This window comes from Streptomyces sp. CCM_MD2014 (genome assembly GCF_000772045.1).
GTDB lineage: Bacteria > Actinomycetota > Actinomycetes > Streptomycetales > Streptomycetaceae > Streptomyces > Streptomyces salinarius.
Map to the genome: position 1 here is coordinate 4,671,746 of NZ_CP009754.1, position 19,794 is coordinate 4,691,539.

Sequence of the window (19,794 nt, forward strand, 5' to 3'; positions counted from 1 at the left end):
CATGAGCGCGCTCGACATCGTGGTACCGGTGCGGGAGGGCGCCGCGAACGAACAGCTCCGCTACGCCCTGCGGAGCTGGTCAGCGAACCTCCCGCACCGGCGGGTGTGGCTGATCGGGGGACGTCCGGCATGGGCTACGGGGGTCGAGCACATCCCCACCCGGCAGGCCGGGACGAAGTACCAGAACACGACGTCCGCGGTGGCGGCGGCCTGCCTCCACCCGGACGTCTCCGACCCGTTCATCTACTGCAACGACGACTTCTTCGTCCTCCGCCGCCGCACGAGCCTGCCCGTGTTCCACCGTGGGCCCGTGGCGGAGGTGGAGGCGTACTACGCGACCAGGGGGAACGGCCGGTACCTCCGCGGGCTCCGGGAGACCCGGGATCTCCTGGTGGAGCTCGGCCACCCGGACCCGGTCTCCTACGAGCTCCACGTCCCCCTCCCAATCGCGAAGGGCGGGATGCTCGCCGCGCTGGAGGCCGGCCGCCACCTCGACGTCATCCACAAGCGGACCGCGTACGGCGTCCTGGCCGGGATCGGCGGGGAGCGGATGCGGGACGTCAAGGTCCTCAGTCGCGGTCCCGGCTACGACACCTCCAGCGGGTTCCTCTCGACCATGCCGGACTCCTTCGCCCACGGCATGGTGGGCCGCTACCTCCGTCAAGCGTTCTTCCAGCCGAGCCCGTACGAGAAGGGGCGCCGTCGGTGAGCCTCCAGGTAGGGCCGTGCGATCCCTGGCCCACGCGCCTGTGCTGTGACGTGGAGGACCGGGACCCGGAGGACGTGGAGCACTGGACACGGGTCGCCTCCACGATCCTCTGGTACCTCTCCGGGATGCGGTGGGGGCCGTGCCCGGTGACCGTGAGGCCGTGCTCCCGCTCGTGCTTGGACACGGCCGGCCCTATCTCCTTCCAGGCCGTCTCCGGGGCGTCCGTGGGCGGGTGGGTGCCGTACATCGACTCCTTCGGCGTGTGGCGTAACGCGTCGCTGTGCGGCTGTAAGAGCTCCTGCTCCTGCGGAGAGCTCTCCGAGCTCTACCTTCCCGGCCCCGTCTATGACGTCCTGGAGGTCAACGACGGCGGGACCATCCTCACGCCGGGGCTGGAGTACCGGGTGGACGCCCCGGGCAAGCTGGTCCGCCTCGGCGGCCAGCAGTGGCCGAAGTGCCAGGAGATGGCCGAGCCGGAAGGCGCGCCCGGCACCCTCACCGTCACCTACCGGTGGGGCCTACCCCTGGAGGCCGCCGCGATCGCCGCGGTGTCGGAGTTGGTGTGCCACCTCCTCAAGGGGTGTGGCCCGGGCGCCGGCGGATGCGGCTGCAAGGCGAACCCCCGCGTGACCCGGACGACGCGCCAGGGCGTGGAGATCGAGCGCCAGGACGTCACGCTGCTCTACGCGGAAGGCCTCACCGGCCTCTCCACCACGGACATGTGGCTCAAGGCCGTGAATCCCTACGGCCTGCGTTCCCCGGGCCGTGTCCATAGCCCGGACTTCAAGCGCCCGCGCGTCACCACCTGGCCCCCGTAGGAGACCCGCATGCCCTTGAAGCCGTTCAGTGTCCATGACCTGGCGGAGGCCGTCCTCGGCTGCGTGTGTGCGGCCCTGGACGCGGTGGCCGAGGAGGTCCCCGGGCAGCCCGGGTGCCCGTGCCGGGCGTGTGTCGTCCCCGGCGTGGTGGCGTGGGACGGGTGCGGCCCCGACGACTGCACCGACGGCGGGGAACCCGGGCAGCTCACCGTGTCCGTGGCACGGATCTACCCCGCCAGTCATGCCTTCCCGGCGGAGGACCGGAGCGTCCAGGGTGTCCGCGGCTGCACCCCGCCCCCGCTCACTGCCGTGGAGCTCATCGTCACCCTCCTGCGGTGCGCGCCGATCCCGGACGAGGAGGGGTGTCCGCCCACGTGTGAGGAGCAGGCGGAGGCCGCGCGGGTCCTTCACGTGGACGCCTCCACCGTCTACTCCGCGCTCTGGTGCTGCCTTCCCGGTATCGGCCCCAACCCGCGCAAGCCACGCCGGTTCATGATCGGCGCGCAACGGATGATCGGGCCGGAAGGCGGTTGCGTGGGCGTGGAGCAACGCGTCACCGTGGCCCTGCCCGGCTGCGGGCCCTGCCCCGGGGAGGACGGCACGTCATGAGCGTTCAAGTGCGGGTGAACCCTGGTGCCCTGGCCCGGCTCCTCCGGCTCCGCAACGGGCCCGTGGAGCGGCGCCTCCGTGAGAAGACACGGAAGGTCGCCGGCATCGCAGCCCGGGAGGCTCCGGGCTCGATGGGGGATTACGTGGACTGGGACGTGGTGGAGAGCCGGCGCGGCCTCCAAGGCGTCATCACGTGCGACCACCCGGCCGTCCGCTTTGTCCTGGACGGCACGCCCCCGCACCTCATCCGGCCGCGTCGCCGGACGTACCTCCGGTTCCAGGTCGGCGGCCGGGTCGTCTACACGAAACTCGTCCGCCACCCGGGCACGGATGCAAACAACTTCCTCGAACGCGCCCTACGCGCCGGCCGGTAGTTGACCCCCGCCCGGGCCTCGTGCCAGCCTGCCGGGAGCTGATCAGTGCAGCGGCGGAGGCCGCTCCCCTTTACCCCGGCCTGGCCGGGGGCCCCTCATGCCGGGAGGGCGGGGAGCGGCCTCCGTGTCGTCTCACGCCCCGCCCGGGCCCGGCTACCCTCTGCCCCTGGACGCGTTCACTGCTGGTTGTGGGCCGGGTGACGGCGCGTCGGAGGCATGAGGGGCGAGCCCGTGAGGAAGTCATTCGCGCTCAACACCGAGCCGCACGTCGCGGAGATCGGGGCGGAGCTGGAGCTCCAGTTCCAGGCGGAAGTCATGGGGGACGAGTACCTGGACGCGTACGCGGAGTTCCGCGAGGCGCAGCAGTCGGAGAGCGGCGTGGACGTCGATGAGCTCCAGTCGGGGGACGTGGAACAGCTCCGGAAGGTCACCGGCGGCCTCCGTATCTTCCTCGCCCGCCTGGCCGTCCCGGAGTCGGCGGTGCTCCTGACCCGCGTGGACGTCGTCAAGGGCGGCGAGGTGCTGGAGTCCTTCCAGTCGTGGGGTGAGGCCGCGGCGTACGCCGACGGCATCGACGGTGCCAAACCGCAGTGGGGCCTTCGCCTCCCGGAGCGCGTCCTCCTCCAACTCCTGGAGTGGACCGTGGAGCTCTACGCCGGAGGCAAGCGCCCTCCTACGTCGCCTGGCGCCTCTGCAAGGCCCTCACCGAAGGCTGGGAAGCGTTCGACGGGAACCTCGCGCTCAAAGGGGTCGACCCGCACGGCTGGACGCTGAGACGGCTCCTCAACGCGGCGGAGGCGTACATCTACTCCCACGCGGAGGACGAGGCCGCCCTCGAACGGGTCCGGCTGGAGCTGTGGGCCGAGCCCGGCGCGAAGGCCGGCGGCCGACGGATCGGCGCCACCAGACCAGCGCGGCCCGCGCCCGCGGAGGCCGCCGAGGACCAGGACCAGGAGGCGGCGGCGCCGCCCACCGCCGGGGCCGGGCCGCCCCCCGAACCGCCGCGCGCTACGCCGCCGGAGGGCGGGGGCGGGATGAGACGGTCCGCGGCGATGGCGCTCATGGCGCAGGTAGCGGCCGAGGACGCCCGGTTCTCCGGGCCGCGTGGCTGACGTGACCAGCGGCTAACCTGGGGACGTCCGGCCCCCCTTGTGCGCGGCCGGCGCGCCGCTGGTTTTGGGCCGGGCAACCACACACGACACGTGAGGTTGCCCGGTGGCCGGCGATGAGATCGACTACGGCAGCGCCCGCATCACGATCGACCTGGACGACACGGACGCGGAGCGTCAGGCGTCCAGCATCGGCGCCGACATCGAACGGGCGTTGACCAGGGCCACCCGGAACATCGGCCGGACCGTCTCCCGCAACCTCCAGCGGAGCCTTCGCCGTCTCTCCATCGGCGCGCGCGTGGAGCCGGACCTCAGCCGGTTCGAGCGGACTCTACGCCGCAGCATCCGCGGGATGGCGCCCGTGGCCGTCCCGGTCACCGCGGACCTCCGGCAGTTCCAGCGCGGCATCCGACGGGGCGGCGGTGACGCCGTCTCCGTCCCCGTCTCCCCGGACCTACGCCGCTTCGCCCGGGACCTCCGCCGAGGCCTGCGCGGCATTCAGGCGGAGGTCCAGGTCCGGGCCGACGCACGGGCCCTGATCCGGGATATCGAGCGGGAGCTGCGCCGGGTCTCCCCGCCGGCCATCAGGATCCCGGCGGAGGTGGACCTCTCCCGACTCCGGTCCGAGCTCGCCAGCCTGGACGTCCCCCGGATTCACGTACAGGTGTCCCTGGACGTCGCGCGGGTGGAGGCGGAGCTCCGGGATCTGGCCTCCCGCACGATCACCATTCCCGTCACGCTCGGGGAGCCCGGCGGCGGTGATCCCGGGGGCGGGCTCCTGGACGCTCTGCGCGGCTCGTTGAGCGGGGCCGGGGGGATCGGTCTCGGCGCGGGCGCCGCCGCGTTGGGCGGTATCCGTGCCGGGCTCCTGGCCGCCGGGCCGTGGGGCGCGATCGCTGCCGGCGTCGCCGCGTACGCCGCGGCGATCGGCAAGGTGCTCATGACCGGCATTGAGGGGGTCATCGAGCACCAGCAGATCGCCGGGGCCCTCCGCGCCGCGCTCGGCCTCGGCGAGGCCGCCGCGAACCAGGTCGGCCGGGTCGTCGGGCAGCTCTACGCCCGCGGCGTGGTGGAGTCCGTGGAGGAGGGCACCGCCGCGGTGCAGGCGGCCCTCCGTAACGGCCTGGCCGCCCCGGACGACCTCCCGGGGCTGGAGTCGATCTCCACGAAGGTGTCCGACCTCGGGCGCCTCATGGAGGAGGACATCGGCAAGGTGGCCCGCGCCATCGGGACGATGGTGAAGACGGGCCTGGTCGACAACGCCACGGAGGGCCTGGACCTCCTGACGCGGTCCGTCCAGCAGGGCGGGAACGTCGCGGAGGACCTGCTCGACACCTTCACGGAGTACCCCACTCAGTTCCGGCAGTTGGGGCTTTCCGCGGAGGAGGCGTTCGGCCTCATCCAGCAGGGCCTACGCGGTGGCGCCCGGGACTCGGACGTGATCGCGGACGCGCTCAAAGAGTTCTCGATCGAGGCCGCGCAGGGCGGTAAGCGGGTGGTCGACGCCTTCAAGGCGATGCACCTGGACGCCGAGCGGCTGACGGACCAGTTCGCGAAGGGCGGCCCGGAGGCCCGGTCCGCGCTGGCCGAGATCTTCGACGAGCTCCAGAAGATCGAGGACCCGCTAGAGCGGAACCAGGCCGCCGTCGGGTTGTTCGGTACCAAAGCGGAGGACCTGGCGGGGGCCCTCGCCAGCCTGGACCTGACGAACGCGGCGAAGGAGCTGGACGGCTTCGGCGGCGCCGCCGGCCGGGCTGGTGACGCCCTCCGGGACGACCTGGGGACGAAGCTCCAGACGATCGGCCGGGAGATCAAACAGGCCTTTCAGGGCCTCTTTACCGGGGACTTTTCCCAGTTCGCGGACGTCGGCCGGGCTATCGAGGACGCCCTACCGGACCTCAAGGCCACCGGCGCGCACATCGCCGAGTCCATCCAGCAGGGCATTACGGAGTACGGCCCGAAGGTGTTCGCGGCCCTCTTCGATCTCGCCTTCGAGATCGGGGAGCGGGTGGACATCTGGGGCCCGCTCCTCCTCAAGATCATCGCTGGTGCGTCGGCGCTCCCGGCCGTCATCGGATCCCTGATCCTCACCGCTATCGCCGGCGGGCTCGCCGGGATCGGCTCCAAGCTCCTCCCGTACCTGGAGACGGCTTGGGACGCCGTGGCCTCGTTCATCACGGAGACCGTCCCCCAGGTTGGCGCGGACCTGGCGTCCGGCCTGGCCGACGTCTTCACCGGCGCGTTTGCCTCCGCGCGGGACGCCGTCTCCTCCGGGATCGACACCGTGGTCGGGTTCTTCACCGGCCTGCCCGGCCGGATCGCGTCCGCCGCCTCCTCCCTGGGCGGACAGATCGGCGGATTCTTCACGAGCGCTTTCGAGACCGGGAAGCAGGCGGTGAGCGACGGGACCACCGCGGTGGTCGACTTCTTCGTCCAGCTCCCCGGCCGCATCCTCGCGGGCCTGGCCGCGCTCCCCGGGCTCCTCCTGGACGCCTTCACCTCCGCCGTGGCGTACGTGGCCATCGGGCTCCTCACCGCGGTCGCAGGGATCGTCTTCGTCTTTACCGAGCTGCCAGGCCGGATCTGGAACGCCCTACTGGGTTTGGGAGCGCTGCTCCTGGCGGCCTTCCAGGCCGGTTGGTCGGCGGTGACGGCGTGGCTCGGCCAGGCGCTCACCTCCACCATCGCGTTCTTCGCCGCGCTCCCCGGGCGGGTGGGTGGCGCCCTGGCGTCCTTCGGCTCGTTCCTCCTCGGCGCCCTGGTGTCCGGGTTCAACTCCGCCCGGTCCCGGATCTCCGGGTGGATCTCGGAGGCCGTCGGGTTCTTCGCCGCGCTCCCCGGCCGGGTGGGTGGCGCCCTGTCGTCCTTCGGCTCGTTCCTGCTGCGGAACATCGTTGCCGGGTTCAACTCCGCCCGGTCCCGGATCTCCGGGTGGATCTCGGAGGCGGTCGGGTTCTTCCGGGCCCTCCCCGGCAAGATCGGCTCCGCACTCTCCGCGCTCCCCGGCCGTCTGGCGTCGGCGTTCTCCAGTGCGGCCAGCCGCGCCCGGTCCGCCGTCTCCAGCCTGATCAGCGGCATCGTGGGCCTCTTCCGCGGCCTACCCGGCAAGATCGTCTCGGCCGTCGGCAACATCGGCGGCCAGATCATGAGCAAGATCAAATCCGGGCTCCCGTCCGCCGTGAAGAAATACCTCCCCTTCGCCAACGGCGGCGTGGTCCTCGGCCCGACCCACGCCCTGATCGGCGAGGCCGGCCCGGAGGTCGTCATTCCCCTGACACGGCCGAAGCGGGCGCGGCAGCTCGCGCAGGAGTCCGGGCTCCTGGACATCCTCGGCGGAGCCCGGCCACCGCGGCCCGGAGGCGGGGAGACGGCGGGCCGGACCGTGAACCAGTACGTGACCATCAACGAGGTTGGGGACGCGCGCACGACCGCGCACCGCGTCACGTCCCGCCTCGCCGTGGCGGGAGGCCTGCTCTAGTGCTCGACTGGTACCTATCCCTGGGAGGCGTGGAGGTAGCCAACCACGCCCGCCTGGCGGCCTATCTGGAGACGGTGGGCTCCCCGCTGGACTCCGTGGAGGCCTGCCGGTGCGAGACGTTCACCGCGGAGATGGTGGGGGACCTCCCGTACACGACGCCGGCCGCGGATGCCGCGCCCTGGTACGACCCCTCCGTCCCCGAGTCCGCCGACTTCGCCGGGCTCCTGGTCCTGGATGTGGACGGCCTGGACGCGCACCCGGTGAAGCGGACCGTGACGACCGCGGTAACCGGCGGCGGTGCCCTCGGCCCGGCGCGGGTCCTCCCGCGCACCATCACGGTCACCGCGGTCCTCCTCGGCGCCTCCTGCTGCGCCACGGCGTACGGCCTCCACTGGCTCGGGGAGGTCCTGACCGGATGCACCACCGGCGAGTGCGAAGGCGACTGCCTGACCCTCTTCAACTGCTGCCCCTCGGAGGACCTGACGCCGGAGGAGTTCGCGGAACGGCACCGGCGGAGCATGCGGCGCGTGGGCCTGGTCGACGGGCCCACGGTCACCGCCCGGCACGGCAACGGGTGCGGGCGCGGTGCGTGCTCCGCGGGCGGGGAGATCCTGACCGTGGAGTTCATCCTCTCGGCCAACACCCCCTGGCTCTACACGGACACGGTCCCCGTGCTCGAGGTGGCTCCTCCGCTGGACCCGTCCACGGAGTGCGTCACCTGGTGCCTCCACGGCGGCGGGGACCAGGAGGGGTGTGACGGGGAGTGCCGTCTCTCCCCGTGCCCGGACCCCACGGCGGCGTGCGGTGACCCGCTCTGCCGCCCGCCGGCGCCGCCCGTGCCGAACATGCCGGACACGTGCTACTGCATGCCGCTCGCCGCGGAGCGCGAGTGCTACGACGTGGACCTCACCGACCGCCCGGGCTGGTCCGTGGACGTCCCCATGATCACCGTGCGGGCCGAGGACAAGGAGATCCGGAACCTCACCCTGACGTTCTACGAGCGGACGCCCGGGGATGAGGACCTGACGTGTGAGGAGATGGCCGAGCTCCAGCGCTGCAACCCCCACTCCGTCTACCACGTGCGCTACCTCCCGGCCGGCGGTGCGCTCACCCTCGACGGGCAGATCGGCCGGGCCACCGTGGAGTGCGGCGGCGTGTGTGAGTCCAGTTCGGACGTGTACGGCCGGGACGGCCTCCCGGTCTCCTTCAAGCCGTTGTCCTGCGCGACGTACTGCCTGTGCGTGGAGACGGACGTGGCCAACCCGCCGTCACCGAACGCCGTGATCAGCGTGGGCGTGTCCGGACGGGGGTACTGACGATGGCTCAAGCGGGCTGCGGCACGCACCAGGCGCGCATCGTGGACCGGAGCGGCGCCACCATCGCGGAGGCCGACGTCCTCACGGAGGTGGAGTGGACGAGGGAGCTGGACGAGTTCTCCAGCGCCCGCGTGCTCATCCGTCCCTCCGGTGACTGCTGCAACCGCCTGGAGCGCGTGGAGCCCTGGCGCCACGAGCTCCACGTGTTCCGGGACGGACAGCCTGTGTGGAACGGGCCCGTCATCCAACCCGAGTGGCGCGCCGGACAGATCGAGATCTTCGCCGCGGACATCCTGGCGTGGCTGGACCGCCGTGTCCCGCACCGGTCCCAGACCTTCGGGGACTCCGACCTCACGGACATCGCCACGTGGTTGATTGAGGACGGGTTCGAGCCGGACGACCCCGGCCATGAGCTCTACGTCGTGGCCCCGTCCCGGGTGACCGGCGGCCGGGCCTACACGGTGAACGTGGGGCAGACCGGGGACCACCTCCGGGACCTGGCGGAGACCGGCCTCGACTACACCGCGGTGGGCCGCACGGTCATCCTCCTGCCCGAGGACTACACGGGGAGCGTCGGCCGGCTGACGGACGCGGACTTCCCGGAGGAGCTGGTGGTGGGCCAGGACGGCTCCAACCTCATCACCCGGTGGGTCGTGGCGGGGGATGAGGACTCCGGCGTGATGGGGGAGGCCGGGGGCGTGGACCCGTATTACGGGCTCCTGGAGCGGTACGAGGAGCAGACGTCTATCAAGACGGCCGGCTCCGCCATCGCGGCCGCCCGGGCGAAGCTCCGCGCGTCGCTACCGGCGCCGGTGTTCGTGGACACGCAGCAAGTGACGATTTCGCCGGACGCCGCGGTGGACGTGGCGAAGCTGGTGCCGGGCTGGTGCCTGGACGTCACCACGGAGGCCACGTGCCGGGTGGTCACGCAGCGGATGAAGATCGTGGGGCTCAAGGTCTCCGAGGACGGCGGTACGGACAGCAGCCCCGGGCAGGAGAGCGTGCAAGTGCAGTTGGCGGCGACCGGGGCGGAGGCATAGGTGGCGAGGCGTGGAGGACCGACCAGGCTCCTGACCGGCAATCCCCTCGGGGGGATGCTCCGGGACCTGGACCGGCGGTCGAGGAGCACCACCAGGAGGAGCGGGACCTCCCGCCCCGCCGACACGGAGCGGGAGCCGCGGGAAGGCCGTGTGACGCCCCTCCCGCCGCATCCCGGGCCGCCGGTGGCCGCCCGGCCCCGGACGGCCGTCGCGATCGCCGTGACGGGTGAGGACGGCCGCGCTCGCTGGACCTACCCCGTGCCGTTCACCCGGCCGCCGGTGCTCACCGCGCTCCCCGTCGACCCCGCCCCCGAGGACGAGCAGCGGACGGCCACCGTGGCCCTGGAGGAAGTCACGCCGACCCATGCGGTGGTGCGGGTGTGGAGGACCAGGGCGCGCCGGGGGAGCGGGGTGTCCTCCCCGGCAGGGGACGGCGTCACGGTTCACCTCGCGGCGTACGAGGCGGACGCGTAGCGCGGTTACCCTCTGGTCACGCCGCTGGTTGTGGGCCGGGCGCCCGTCCTCTCCCTTGAAGGGGCCAGACCGTGGCGTCCGTATGCGTGTGTGACGACTACTTCACCGTGACCGACACCGGGGAGCTCTGCCTCATCCCCGGCCGCCAGGGCCTCCGCCAGGTCCTGAAGTTCAGCGAGCCCGGCACCTTCCAGTTCCGGAAGGCTGACTATCCCTGGCTCGCGCGGGTGCTGGTCCGCGTCCAGGCGGCGGGCGGTGGCGCGGCGGGAGCGTCGGCGGGGAATGACCTCCTGGCGTGCCAGCCCGGAGGGGCGGGCGGCGGCTACTCGGAATCCCTCCTCGCCGTGTCCGCGCTCGGCCCTGTGGAGACCGTGATCGTGGGCGAGGGCGGAGAAGCCGGCGGCTCCACCACGGACGGCGGCAACGGCGGAGGCTCTAGCTTCGGGGGCCTGGTGACCGCGAACGGCGGCGGAGGAGGCTCGGCCGTCATGACGGCCGGGAGCACACCGATCTGCTACTCCGGCACGGCCGGCCCGCTCGCTGGATCGGGACAGACGGCCATGGGCGGTGGAGCGGGCGGCGGCGCAATCCGGATCAGCGGCACTCAAGGCCTGGCCGGTTCCGGCGGCGAGTCGCACATGGGACACGGCGGGTTCCAGCGGGCCTCCACCGGCGGTGGTGGCGCTCCCCGTGGGTACGGCGGCGGCGCGGCCGGCGGCATGGCGCGCGGCGGAACCGTGGACGGCACGAAGGGCCAGGACGGAGCCGTGTGGGTGGAGCTCTACGGCTGACCGCAGCCCGGCCGCCGGCGGGCCGTCCGTCGCTAGACTCGACGGGACGCCGCTGGTTGTGGGCCGGGCCGAGGACTTACCCCGTGAGGACGGTGTCCCTTGGCTCGTTGCGGATGCGGCGGTGGCGTGTGCAACTGCTCGCTGATCGCAGGTGAGAACGTCACGATCAGCGGCACGGGATCAGTGGCGAACCCCTTCAAGGTCTCCGCGGAGGTTCCGTGCGAGACGGTCCGGACGTGCTTTAGCGCCGGCCCCGGGATCGACCTGGACCAGACGTCCGGGATCATCGCCGCGGACCTCTCCGGGGAGGCCGGGAACAATCTGGTGATCGGGCCGGACGGCGGGCTCCTGGTGCCCACGGCGGCCGGGCAGATCCTCACCGGGTGCGGCCTGACCGGTGACGGATCGGGGAGCTCTCCGGTTGAGGCGGCCACCGGGACGTGGCCGTACGAGTGCCCGGTGGACGAGGCCGGCACGGTAATCGCGTGCGATTCGGCCGGCGTCCTGCGCGGGGAGCCGCGCGCGGTGGCTACGTTCACCACGTACTCCGAGGAGCGGACGTTCCCGGACATTGAGATCCCGCCGGGCTCCGTCCAGACGGTGGACAACTACGCTGTAACCGCCACGAACCCCTCCTCCTGCCGCCCGGCGATGATCCTGGCGGAGCAGGAGGTGGACGTGTGGATGGTCCTCCCGGCCGGCGCTGGCGGGGCGACTGGCTTCGACGGTGACGAGTGCTTCTACATGCGGAACACCGGCACCAGCACCCTGACGAGCGTGCACGCGCAGGCAACGAAGTTCCTCTCCCGCGGCATGCTCGCGCCCGGGGCGTCCACGTCCGTCGGGTTCGGGGCGTCGGTCGGCAAGGGCTCCGGTGGCGCCTACTACTGGCGCATCAACTACATCCTCCGCGTGTTCCTCCTGGCTCTGTGAGGTCTGCTCATGACGACTCCTGACTTCCCCTGGCCCTGGCCGTGGCCGGACTGGGAGCCCAACCCGACGCCGGTGAAGGCCTACGTCCAGTACGAGGACGGCTCACTGGGCTCGATCACCGTCACGGGCGGGAAGGTCCCCGACCTCGCGCGGCCGGGCCGCCTCATCCCCCGGGACGAGTACAACCGGCTCACCACGGCCATGACCGCCGCGCACACGGCGCGCCTGGACGCCATGGCCGCCGAGGACGCGGAGCGGCAGGTCCGGGAGTTCCGGGACCTCACGGCGGCCGGTATCCGGGAGGAGACGGCCCGCCGTCTCTCCGGCTACGAGGGCCCCGCGGACGCCTCGGCCATGAGCGCGCCCTAGCTAGACTCCTGGTAGCCGACTGGTTATGGGCCGGGCGCAGCGCTGCTGCTGGTTGTGGGCCGGGCGTCCCTCCGAAGTCTCCGGAGTACACCCATGGCTCAGTTCGGCTGCGGCGGCTCCCGCTGCACCTGCCAGGTCACCGCCGGCCCGGGCGTCACCGTCACCGGCAACGGTTCCGCCGGCGCCCCCTACGTCATCGAATCCGAAGCGGGCACGGTCACGTGTGACCAGGTCCGCCCCTGCATCTCCGCCGGAGACGGCGCCTCCTACGACCCGGCCACGGGGGTGGTCGCCGCACGACCGTCGACCGACGCCGGGAACAGCCTCGGCTTCGGGACGGACGGCGGCCTCCTGGTCCCGCCCGCCGGCGCGCCCGCCCTGGAGGCCGGGGACACGGACACCGTGGACACCACGGTCACGGGCGCCGGGGTGCCCGGGGACCCGTTCGTGGTCTCGGCGGACGTGAAGCTGGACCCGACGCCGCCGCAGGGCGGTACCAACCTGATCGGCTCCGGGGCGGAAGGCCTCTTCCTGGAGTGCGCCGACGTCCGCGGTTGCTTCACCGCCGGGGACGGCATCGCCTACGACCCGGACACGGGCGAGATCGCCGCCCGGGTCTCCGAGGACGCCGGGAACCAAACGGTGATCGGAACGGACGGCGGGATCTACACCCCGGCCTCCGGCGGCTCCTCCACGTCCCTGGCCGCCGGGGACTCGGACACGGTGGACACCACCGTGGCAGGGAGCGGCACGGAGGCGGACCCCTTCGTGGTCTCCTCCACGGTCATCCTGGACCCCACCCCGCCGCAGGGCGGTACCAACCTGATCGGCTCCGGGACGGAAGGCCTCTTCCTGGAGTGCGCCGACGTCCGGGGATGCTTCACCGCCGGGGACGGCATCGCCTACGACGAGACCACGGGCGAGATCGCCGCGCGGCCGTCGACCGACGCCGGGAACGGCGTCTCCTTCGGCACGGACGGCGGCCTCTACGCGCCTGCCGCCTCCACGGCTCTGCAGGCCGGGGACACGAACACCGTGGACACCACGATCACGGGCACGGGGGAGGCCGGGGACCCGTACGTGGTGGCGGCGGACGTCATCGTGGCGCCGGAGCCGAACGGCCTGGAGGCCACGGATGACGGGCTCCTGGTGGCGCCCTCGGCCGACGCCGGGAACCAGCTCACCATGGGCACGGACGGCCGGCTCTTCGTCCCGCCGGACGAGCCGCTGGAGATCGGGTGCGGTCTCCAGGGCGACGGCACCGCGGCTGCGCCCCTGGCCGCCTTCCCCATCGCCGGGGAGCAGCCCTGGACGGATGACTGGGACTGCGACGCGGCGGCGAACAGCACGCTGAAGTGTGACCCGGGCACGGGAGCCCTGTGGACCCCGCCGGAGCACACCAGCGCGGCCGTCACCCTCCAGCAGAACCACCCGGTGACCGGGCTCGCCTTCACGGACACCGGCGGCGCCGTCGTCGTCTCCGAGGACGCCTGGTCCGCTGGCCAGTACACCGCGGACACCCTCACGACCTGCCGCGGCGTCTCCTACTCGGTCCGGTTCACCGGCCACCTCGAGGTGTCATGGACGGCCAACGCCCGGTTCGACGTCGGATACGCAATCCAGATCGACGGCGGCGGCCTGGCCGTGCGGCTCATGCACAGCATCCTCGCGGACGGGCCCGCCGGCCGGGAGCGCTGGACGTTCAACCTCTCGGAGGCCGCCGTCCTGCCCCCGCACACCGGCAAGAACGTGCGGGTATACCCGGCCATCCGCGTGACCGCGGGCACCGCCACGATCCAACAGTGGATCACCGACACCGACCTCATCGTGATCACCCGGTAAGGAGCCCTACCCGTGCGCTACTTCCTCAACGACGCCGGCGGATGGATGTCCGTGAGCGGTGACGCCGACCTCTTCAACGTCGTGCCGGACGGGTACCGGGAGGTGACGGAAGCCGAGTTCAACGAGGCGGCCGGCGTCATCACCCTGGAGCCGCCGCAGCCGAAGGACCCCGAGCCGGCCGAGTAACGGCCCGCTGCTGTGGGCCGGGGAGCACCCCCGGCCCACAGCTACACTCCCCGTAGCCGCTGGTTCTGGGCCGGGCCAAGGAACGTCCCCACACGGGAGACCTCTTGGCACCCGAAAGCCACCAGGCGGCGCCCGCCGTACGCGTCTCGTACGGCGTCTCCTCTCGGCCTCGCCGCCACCAGCTCCGCGCACGCCGCATTGCGCTGCCCGCATCCGGCCGGCCCGCCTGGAGGTGGTCACGGTGAAGTTCGTTGAGCGTGAGGACTGGGGCGCGCCGGCGTCGTCCCCGGCGGCCTACCTCGGGTCCGCCCGGGGCGTGAAGTTCCACTACCTGGGGACGGAGTACACCTCCCGGTCGCACTCCCTCTGTGACGACTACGTGAGGTCCATCCGCGCCTCCCACCTGGCGAACGTCCAGGAGAACTATGTGGACATCGCGTACACGGCCCTGGTGTGTGAGCACGGGTCCGTGTTCGAGGGGCGCGGCTCCCACAAGCGGCCGGGCGCGAACGGGAACGCGGACCTCAACTCCCGGGACTACGCCGTGTGCGCGCTCCTCGGCTCCAAGGGGCTGACGACCCCGCCGGATGCGATGCTCCACGGCCTTCGGGACGCCCTGGAGTGGCTGCGCCGGGACGGGAACGCCGGTACGTGGATCGGCGGCCACCGGGACGGCTACGCCACTGAGTGCCCCGGGGACAAGCTGTACGCGTGGGTCCAGCGGGGCGCGCCCCGGCCGGGCTCGGCGCCGGCCCCGGCGGATGACGTCTACGTGGTGAAGGCGGGGGACTACCTCTCCGTCATCGCCCGGCGCCTGGACGTCCCTTGGAAGGAACTCGCGAAGGTCAACGGGCTCCGCGCCCCGTACACGATCTATCCGGGCCAGGAGCTCACCATCCCCGACGGGGCCGCCCGACCGGTGCCGCCGTTCCCCGGTACGGGGGCGTTCGTGATCGGCCGCTCCCACTCGGCCGTGGTCACGCTGGACGAGGGCCTGATCCGGGGCGGCTGGACGCGCCACCACGACGGCAACGGCTACCAGAAGGGGCCGGTGTTCACGGAGTACACCAGGCGGAACGTGGCGGACTTCCAGCGGTCCCGCGCCGAGCTCCGCGGGGACCCGGACGGCTACCCCGGCCCGCTTACCTGGCGCCTCCTCCTCTCCTAGACGGGACTTCCGCATGGCACAGCACGCACGCCGCCCGGTGGAGGCGAAGGTCAAGGCCGGGACGGCGCTCACCTACCTCGCCGGTGTCGCCGGGCTCTCCGTCGTCAACGCCGTCCAGGGTGACCCGCTCCTCATCGGCGGCCTCCCGGACTGGCTGGAGCCGTTCGTCCTCTCCCTCCTCCCGGCGGCAGGGTCGGCCATCGGCGGGTGGATAGCTCCGCACACCCCGGCACCGGACGCCGACGCGCAGGGCGGGTGACCCGTGGCGGCTGAAACGGGAATCCCAGCTCTGGACACGGTCCTGGTGTGGGGCGGGGCGGTCTCCCTCGGCGCCGGCCTCCTCACCCTGGGGTGGCGGCTCGTCCGTGGCCTGGTCCGACTCGGCCGGCGGGTGGAGCACGTGATGGACGACTGGCAGGGGGAGGAGGCACGGCCCGGGGTGGCCGCGCGGCCGGGCGTCATGGAGCGCATGGCCGGGCTGGAGGGCCGTATGGGAGGGGTGGAGGAAGACCTCCGGCGTATCCGGCACGAGCTCTACCCCAACTCCGGGGAAAGCCTCCGGGACGCGGTGGACCTGGCGAACCATCGTCTGGCCCTCTTGTGCCCGGAGGAGCCCACCGGCCGTCCGGGGACGGGTGTCCCCGAGGGGGACAGGCGGGGAGACAACCGTCCCGAGCCAGGAGACGCGGACGGGTGGGCACCCGACGTGACCAGCGGGGACACCTCCGGGGACAACCCCGGGGACGCCGGGGGACAGTGACGGAACGTCCGTCCCCCGCCTGACTGAGCGCCCGCTCCCAACCGTCCCGGGGAGCGGGCGCTCTGCCGTACCATCCCGGGCCATGACGAAGAGCTCGGGCGAACGCACGACGACCACGGACGCGGACACGGAGGACCTGGAGGCCATCATCAGGAGCGCCGCGCCGACGCTCCTGGACGAGGCGTTCCGGGCCATGCTCGCCGAGCGAGAGCGGGCGCGTACGGCGCCGCCGGAGCCGGAGCCGGTCCTGCCCCGGCCGGACCCCGGCCCGGGCATCTTCGGGTACGGCGGGGAGGTCCGCTGGCACTGCCGGCACTGGTGCGGCTGGTACCACGCGGAGCGGCCCGACCTCGACGTGATCGGCCCCGTGGTGATCCCGGCGGACGGCGGCCCGGACGACGTCTCCGCGGCGATCACCCGGCAGGCGAAGGGACGTCATCAGGCCCGCCACGACCGGGTCTTGGCGGCCGTCACGGAGCACTACGAGCAGGAGCACCAGGAGGCGGAGTCCGCTTCGCACTCCGGCCGGTGAACTAGGGTCGTCGGCGTCCAAGCTGGTGCTGCCAGATCGGATCCCAGGAAGAGCGCTCCGCCGGATGATGCCCCGGCGGGGCGCTCGTCTTCTACGCGGCGGTAGCAGGCCGGTCGCAGCCGGGGCAGCCCGGGCAGCCGTCGACCCACCGGGTGAGGAGGTGGAGCCACTGCGTGCTCCGGGCGTCGCTGGCTGGCTGTTCCATGAGGATTCGGATTCGCTCGTTGACCTCTTCCCGGGCAGGGCAGTAGAGGCCGTCTGGCCTGGTGGGGGAGGGCATACACCTACGGTAAGGCCGACCGCCGACAGCCGGATACGTCAACGCCCCGTGTGCTCGGGGGAGTCACGGGGCGTCAACGCGAGTACCGTTTTGAGTGTCTAGGTCAAAACGGAGGCTCCAGTATGGCGCACAACTCAACCCCGTTGGGAGACACCGTCCGTGCGTACCGTCGGACAGCGGGATGGACTCAGGAACGGCTCGCGGAGGAGGCCGGTCTCTCCCTGGGCACCGTAAGGAACATCGAGCAGCGCGGACACGCGAGGTTGGACACTTTGAGTCAGGTCGCACAGGCATTTGACGTGCCGACCTCCGCCCTCTTCGCGCCGGGTGTCCCGCACCCGGTGGGCGAGGACGACAGCGCGAACCGGCAACTCCTGGCGTCCCTCCGGCAGGCGCTGATGCCGCCGGTAGGGATCGAGGGAGAGAACCTGGCGGACCCCGGCGAGGCGGCGGACATCCCGGCCATCCGGCGGTCGATCGAGGACGCCCTGTCTCTATACAACTCGGACCGGTACGAGTCGGTGGCCCTCATGCTCCCCGGGCTCCTGCGCCAGGCCGACGCCGCGGTGCTGGTTGCCGAGGAAGAGGAGCGGCAGCGGGAGGCCACCCTTGTGCGGGCCCACGCGCTCCTCCTGGCCGGGAAGTACCTGACGCAGGTACGGCAGTACGACATGGCTTACCAGGCGCTCGTGGAGGGCATCAGACTGGGCCGGGAGCTGGACAGCACGCTGACCGCGGCGACCGGTGTCACGGGACTGTGCTGGCTACTCCTCCGCCAGGACCGGTTCGACGAGGCGGAGCGGCTGGCGGCCACCACGGCCGAGGCCATCGAGCCCAAGCTGTCCACCGCGTCCCTGGGGGAACTGGCGGCGTGGGGGGAGCTCTGCCTCCGTGTCGCCGCCGCAGCCATCCGGAACAACCGGGACGATGAGGCCGAGCAGGCGCGGCGGATGGCGGCCACTGCAGCGTCCGCTATGGGACACGAACATCGGGACTACCGGACCCACTGGGGCCGCTTCGGCCCGGCCACTGTGGAGGTCAAGTCCGTGGAGGACCTTTCCCTGGCCGGTGACGCACACGGTGTCCTCAGCCGTAAGGACAAGGGCCTCCTGTCGAAGGAGAGTCTGGAGGCTGTAGGCCGGCCTGCCGCGATCAACTGGTACCGCCACCGGCTGGACATCGCGAAGGCTCACGTAAAGGTTGGGTCGACGCAGGACGCCATGGAAGAGCTCGGACGCATCCGGAAGAGGGCGCCCTCCTGGATCCGGCACCAGCCCATGGCGCGGTACGTCATGGAAGACATCCTCAAGACCCGGAAGCGGACTCTTACGCGGGACATGCGGCAGATGGCCGGGTTCCTCAACGTCCGTGCCTGACGGATCACCAGAAATACCAAGCTGGTTGGTAGTTAGCCAGTCACCCACGGCTAACTACCAACCGCGCTGTGTGGTCCACGCCACACCCCGGCCGTACGGTCCATGTACCAACCACTGGACCTACGCCAGGGACACAGTCATGCGTAGAACAACCGCCGACCGGCAACGGCGCCGCGCGCTGGTGGACATCTCGGTAACGGCCACCACGCCCGTGACGGAGCCCGGACCGGTCCTCCCTTTCCCCATCAACCCCCCGCTCCTCCCGCCGCGCGCCGAGCGCCCGCGCCGGAGCCTGGAGGCGGCCGAATGAGCGGGGACGAGTTCGAGTGCATGGCCGTGGAGGGGACGGCCGTGACAACGCTGCCGGAACGGCAGCTCGCCGTGGGCCACTGGCTCCTCAGCGCCGCCGAGAACCGACAGACCGCACAAGGCCAGTGGGACGCCCAGGACCTGGCGCTCTTGCAGTGCGGCGGCATCCTCTCCGCCGTCCGTGTCCCGGCCCGCCTGGTGTGGGCGGCGGCCAGCTCCGAAGACCTCCACGTAGTGGACGACTACCTCCGCCGCTGGTTCGACAGCGGCGCAGTGCTCATGGACCTCCACTCCCTCCTGTACTACTTCCTGGTGCCCGGCACCACGCCGTGGCGGTGGACGGAACGGGAGTTCCCCGGCGTCCACTGTCTCGGCCGGGACGACCACTACCTGGGAGTGCCCGCGCCCCGGCTCACGGAGCCGCGCGGGCGCGCGTACTGGTGCGTCCCGATGGACTCACCCGGTGACCTCTGCTACCCGGACGAGGTGGAGGGGCTATTGAAGGCCGGCCGGGCGGCACGCGCCTTAGAGGGCGGCGCCCGATGACGACGGAGACATATGCACCTACCCCGGCCGGGGAGATCCCCGCGCCGCGCCCGACACCGGGCGAAGCGGCCGCCGCGATGGGACCGATGCCGTGGCTGACGGCCACCGGGCGCATAGACCAGGTCCTCACCGCGTGGGGCCGCGGGGAACTCGCGGAGGTCCCGTCCGGGATCTCCTTCGACGTCCTCCTGACCCCGTTGACACTCGGCCGGGACACCGTCCACCGGATGCATGCGGCCGGCCGCCAGGTCGGGCCCGTCGTCCTCGGCCCGCTCGGCGCGGAGTTCATCGTCGAACGCGGCTCCGCTACTGGCTGGTCCGCCTCTCACTCTCTCGTCCTTCGCCAGGGCGCCCTGGTCCTCCTCCCGCCACCCGGCGACGACACTCACGTGGTGGGCTCCCGGAGCTGGCTCGTGCCGCCGTGCCGCCCCGAGACGGGCGCGCCGCTCTGCTGCGCCGAGCTGACGATGGCCGGCGCCCTCGCGGAGCCGTTCCAGGCGGCCGTCCAGGACGCGGCAGCCCGGAGGGAGTGGCCGTGCGCCCGGTGAGGCCGGACAGCGCGGCCGGGCAGGTCCTCTACGCCGTGTCCCTGGCCGCCCTTGTGGCCGCCCTGGTGGCCGGCATCGCAACCCGGTAGACCACCGCCCCCCCCGCTGGCCCGGCCCGGTCTGTCGTTCCTCCCCGGCCGCGGACGGGCCCGGCCCGGCGCACCCGAACTCAACCCCGAGTGTGCCGGGCCCCGCCCCTCCCTCCACGCACAGGAAGGCTCGAACCG

The 19,794-nt window shown here is 72.2% G+C and carries 23 protein-coding genes; 22 read left to right on the forward strand and 1 reads right to left on the reverse strand.

The window, feature by feature from the left end; genetic code table 11:
• The first annotated feature begins 1 nt into the window (after window position 1).
• The 4 genes from NI25_RS20795 to NI25_RS20810 are packed head-to-tail and all read left to right on the forward strand — an operon-like array spanning window position 2 to window position 2,510.
• Entirely contained in the window at window positions 2–709 is a 708-nt protein-coding gene (locus NI25_RS20795; protein ID WP_061443892.1) for a hypothetical protein, read from the forward strand.
• A complete protein-coding gene (locus tag NI25_RS20800; protein ID WP_061443893.1) occupies window positions 706–1,527 on the forward strand; it encodes a hypothetical protein in 822 nt (273 codons plus the stop codon). The genes NI25_RS20795 and NI25_RS20800 overlap by 4 nt, the downstream gene beginning before the upstream one ends.
• A 9-nt stretch (window positions 1,528–1,536) precedes the next feature.
• A complete protein-coding gene (locus NI25_RS20805; protein ID WP_061443894.1) occupies window positions 1,537–2,136 on the forward strand; it encodes a hypothetical protein in 600 nt (199 codons plus the stop codon).
• Window positions 2,133–2,510: a hypothetical protein gene (locus tag NI25_RS20810; protein ID WP_061443895.1), complete on the forward strand. Its 378-nt coding sequence runs from the start codon at window positions 2,133–2,135 to the stop codon at window positions 2,508–2,510. Before NI25_RS20805 ends, NI25_RS20810 begins: the two co-directional genes overlap by 4 nt.
• A gap of 240 nt (window positions 2,511–2,750) precedes the next feature.
• Here the strand turns inward: NI25_RS20810 and NI25_RS39450 are convergent, their stop codons facing one another.
• Complete coding sequence (locus tag NI25_RS39450; protein WP_158508456.1) at window positions 2,751–3,137, reverse strand: hypothetical protein; 387 nt, start codon at window positions 3,135–3,137, stop codon at window positions 2,751–2,753.
• A gap of 8 nt (window positions 3,138–3,145) precedes the next feature.
• Between NI25_RS39450 and NI25_RS39455 the strand changes: the two genes are divergently transcribed.
• The 18 genes from NI25_RS39455 (at window position 3,146) to NI25_RS20895 (ending at window position 19,567) form a co-directional block, all read left to right on the forward strand.
• Window positions 3,146–3,622: a hypothetical protein gene (locus NI25_RS39455; RefSeq protein WP_158508457.1), complete on the forward strand. Its 477-nt coding sequence runs from the start codon at window positions 3,146–3,148 to the stop codon at window positions 3,620–3,622.
• Window positions 3,623–3,725: 103 nt separating this feature from the next.
• Complete coding sequence (locus tag NI25_RS20825; protein WP_061443897.1) at window positions 3,726–7,097, forward strand: phage tail tape measure protein; 3,372 nt, start codon at window positions 3,726–3,728, stop codon at window positions 7,095–7,097.
• A gap of 29 nt (window positions 7,098–7,126) precedes the next feature.
• Window positions 7,127–8,413, forward strand: a complete 1,287-nt coding sequence (locus NI25_RS20830) for a hypothetical protein (protein WP_324610074.1) — start codon at window positions 7,127–7,129, stop codon at window positions 8,411–8,413.
• Between the two features lie 2 nt (window positions 8,414–8,415).
• Entirely contained in the window at window positions 8,416–9,453 is a 1,038-nt protein-coding gene (locus NI25_RS20835) for a hypothetical protein (RefSeq protein WP_061443899.1), read from the forward strand.
• A gap of 150 nt (window positions 9,454–9,603) precedes the next feature.
• The gene (locus NI25_RS20840; protein ID WP_148315147.1) at window positions 9,604–9,927 is read left to right on the forward strand and encodes a hypothetical protein; all 324 of its coding nucleotides are present in this window, start codon (window positions 9,604–9,606) and stop codon (window positions 9,925–9,927) included.
• A 71-nt stretch (window positions 9,928–9,998) separates the two neighbouring features.
• Window positions 9,999–10,718, forward strand: a complete 720-nt coding sequence (locus NI25_RS38700) for a hypothetical protein (RefSeq protein ID WP_061443901.1) — start codon at window positions 9,999–10,001, stop codon at window positions 10,716–10,718.
• A gap of 183 nt (window positions 10,719–10,901) precedes the next feature.
• Window positions 10,902–11,651: a hypothetical protein gene (locus NI25_RS20850; protein ID WP_061443902.1), complete on the forward strand. Its 750-nt coding sequence runs from the start codon at window positions 10,902–10,904 to the stop codon at window positions 11,649–11,651.
• Window positions 11,652–11,660: 9 nt separating this feature from the next.
• Window positions 11,661–12,020, forward strand: coding sequence for a hypothetical protein (locus NI25_RS20855; RefSeq protein ID WP_061443903.1), 360 nt, complete (start codon window positions 11,661–11,663; stop codon window positions 12,018–12,020).
• 93 nt (window positions 12,021–12,113) lie between these two features.
• Window positions 12,114–13,862 carry a hypothetical protein gene (locus tag NI25_RS39460; protein WP_061443904.1) on the forward strand — a complete coding sequence of 583 codons (1,749 nt, stop codon included), beginning with the start codon at window positions 12,114–12,116 and terminating at the stop codon, window positions 13,860–13,862.
• 12 nt (window positions 13,863–13,874) lie between these two features.
• The gene (locus NI25_RS39465) at window positions 13,875–14,048 is read left to right on the forward strand and encodes a hypothetical protein (protein ID WP_158508458.1); all 174 of its coding nucleotides are present in this window, start codon (window positions 13,875–13,877) and stop codon (window positions 14,046–14,048) included.
• Between the two features lie 241 nt (window positions 14,049–14,289).
• On the forward strand, window positions 14,290–15,216 hold the full coding sequence (locus tag NI25_RS39470; RefSeq protein ID WP_078884883.1) for a peptidoglycan-binding protein: 927 nt from the start codon (window positions 14,290–14,292) through the stop codon (window positions 15,214–15,216).
• A 13-nt stretch (window positions 15,217–15,229) separates the two neighbouring features.
• Window positions 15,230–15,475 carry a hypothetical protein gene (locus tag NI25_RS20870; RefSeq protein ID WP_061443906.1) on the forward strand — a complete coding sequence of 82 codons (246 nt, stop codon included), beginning with the start codon at window positions 15,230–15,232 and terminating at the stop codon, window positions 15,473–15,475.
• A 3-nt stretch (window positions 15,476–15,478) separates the two neighbouring features.
• Window positions 15,479–15,976: a hypothetical protein gene (locus NI25_RS20875; RefSeq protein ID WP_199560979.1), complete on the forward strand. Its 498-nt coding sequence runs from the start codon at window positions 15,479–15,481 to the stop codon at window positions 15,974–15,976.
• An 82-nt stretch (window positions 15,977–16,058) separates the two neighbouring features.
• Window positions 16,059–16,508, forward strand: coding sequence for a hypothetical protein (locus NI25_RS20880; RefSeq protein ID WP_061443908.1), 450 nt, complete (start codon window positions 16,059–16,061; stop codon window positions 16,506–16,508).
• Window positions 16,509–16,910: 402 nt separating this feature from the next.
• Window positions 16,911–18,164 (forward strand): helix-turn-helix domain-containing protein, encoded by a 1,254-nt coding sequence (locus NI25_RS20885; protein ID WP_061443909.1) that lies wholly within the window; start codon window positions 16,911–16,913, stop codon window positions 18,162–18,164.
• Window positions 18,165–18,303: 139 nt separating this feature from the next.
• Entirely contained in the window at window positions 18,304–18,474 is a 171-nt protein-coding gene (locus NI25_RS39475; RefSeq protein WP_158508459.1) for a hypothetical protein, read from the forward strand.
• Window positions 18,471–19,019, forward strand: a complete 549-nt coding sequence (locus NI25_RS20890; protein WP_061443910.1) for a hypothetical protein — start codon at window positions 18,471–18,473, stop codon at window positions 19,017–19,019. Before NI25_RS39475 ends, NI25_RS20890 begins: the two co-directional genes overlap by 4 nt.
• A gap of 86 nt (window positions 19,020–19,105) precedes the next feature.
• A complete protein-coding gene (locus tag NI25_RS20895) occupies window positions 19,106–19,567 on the forward strand; it encodes a hypothetical protein (protein ID WP_061443911.1) in 462 nt (153 codons plus the stop codon).
• The last annotated feature ends 227 nt before the right edge of the window (window positions 19,568–19,794 follow it).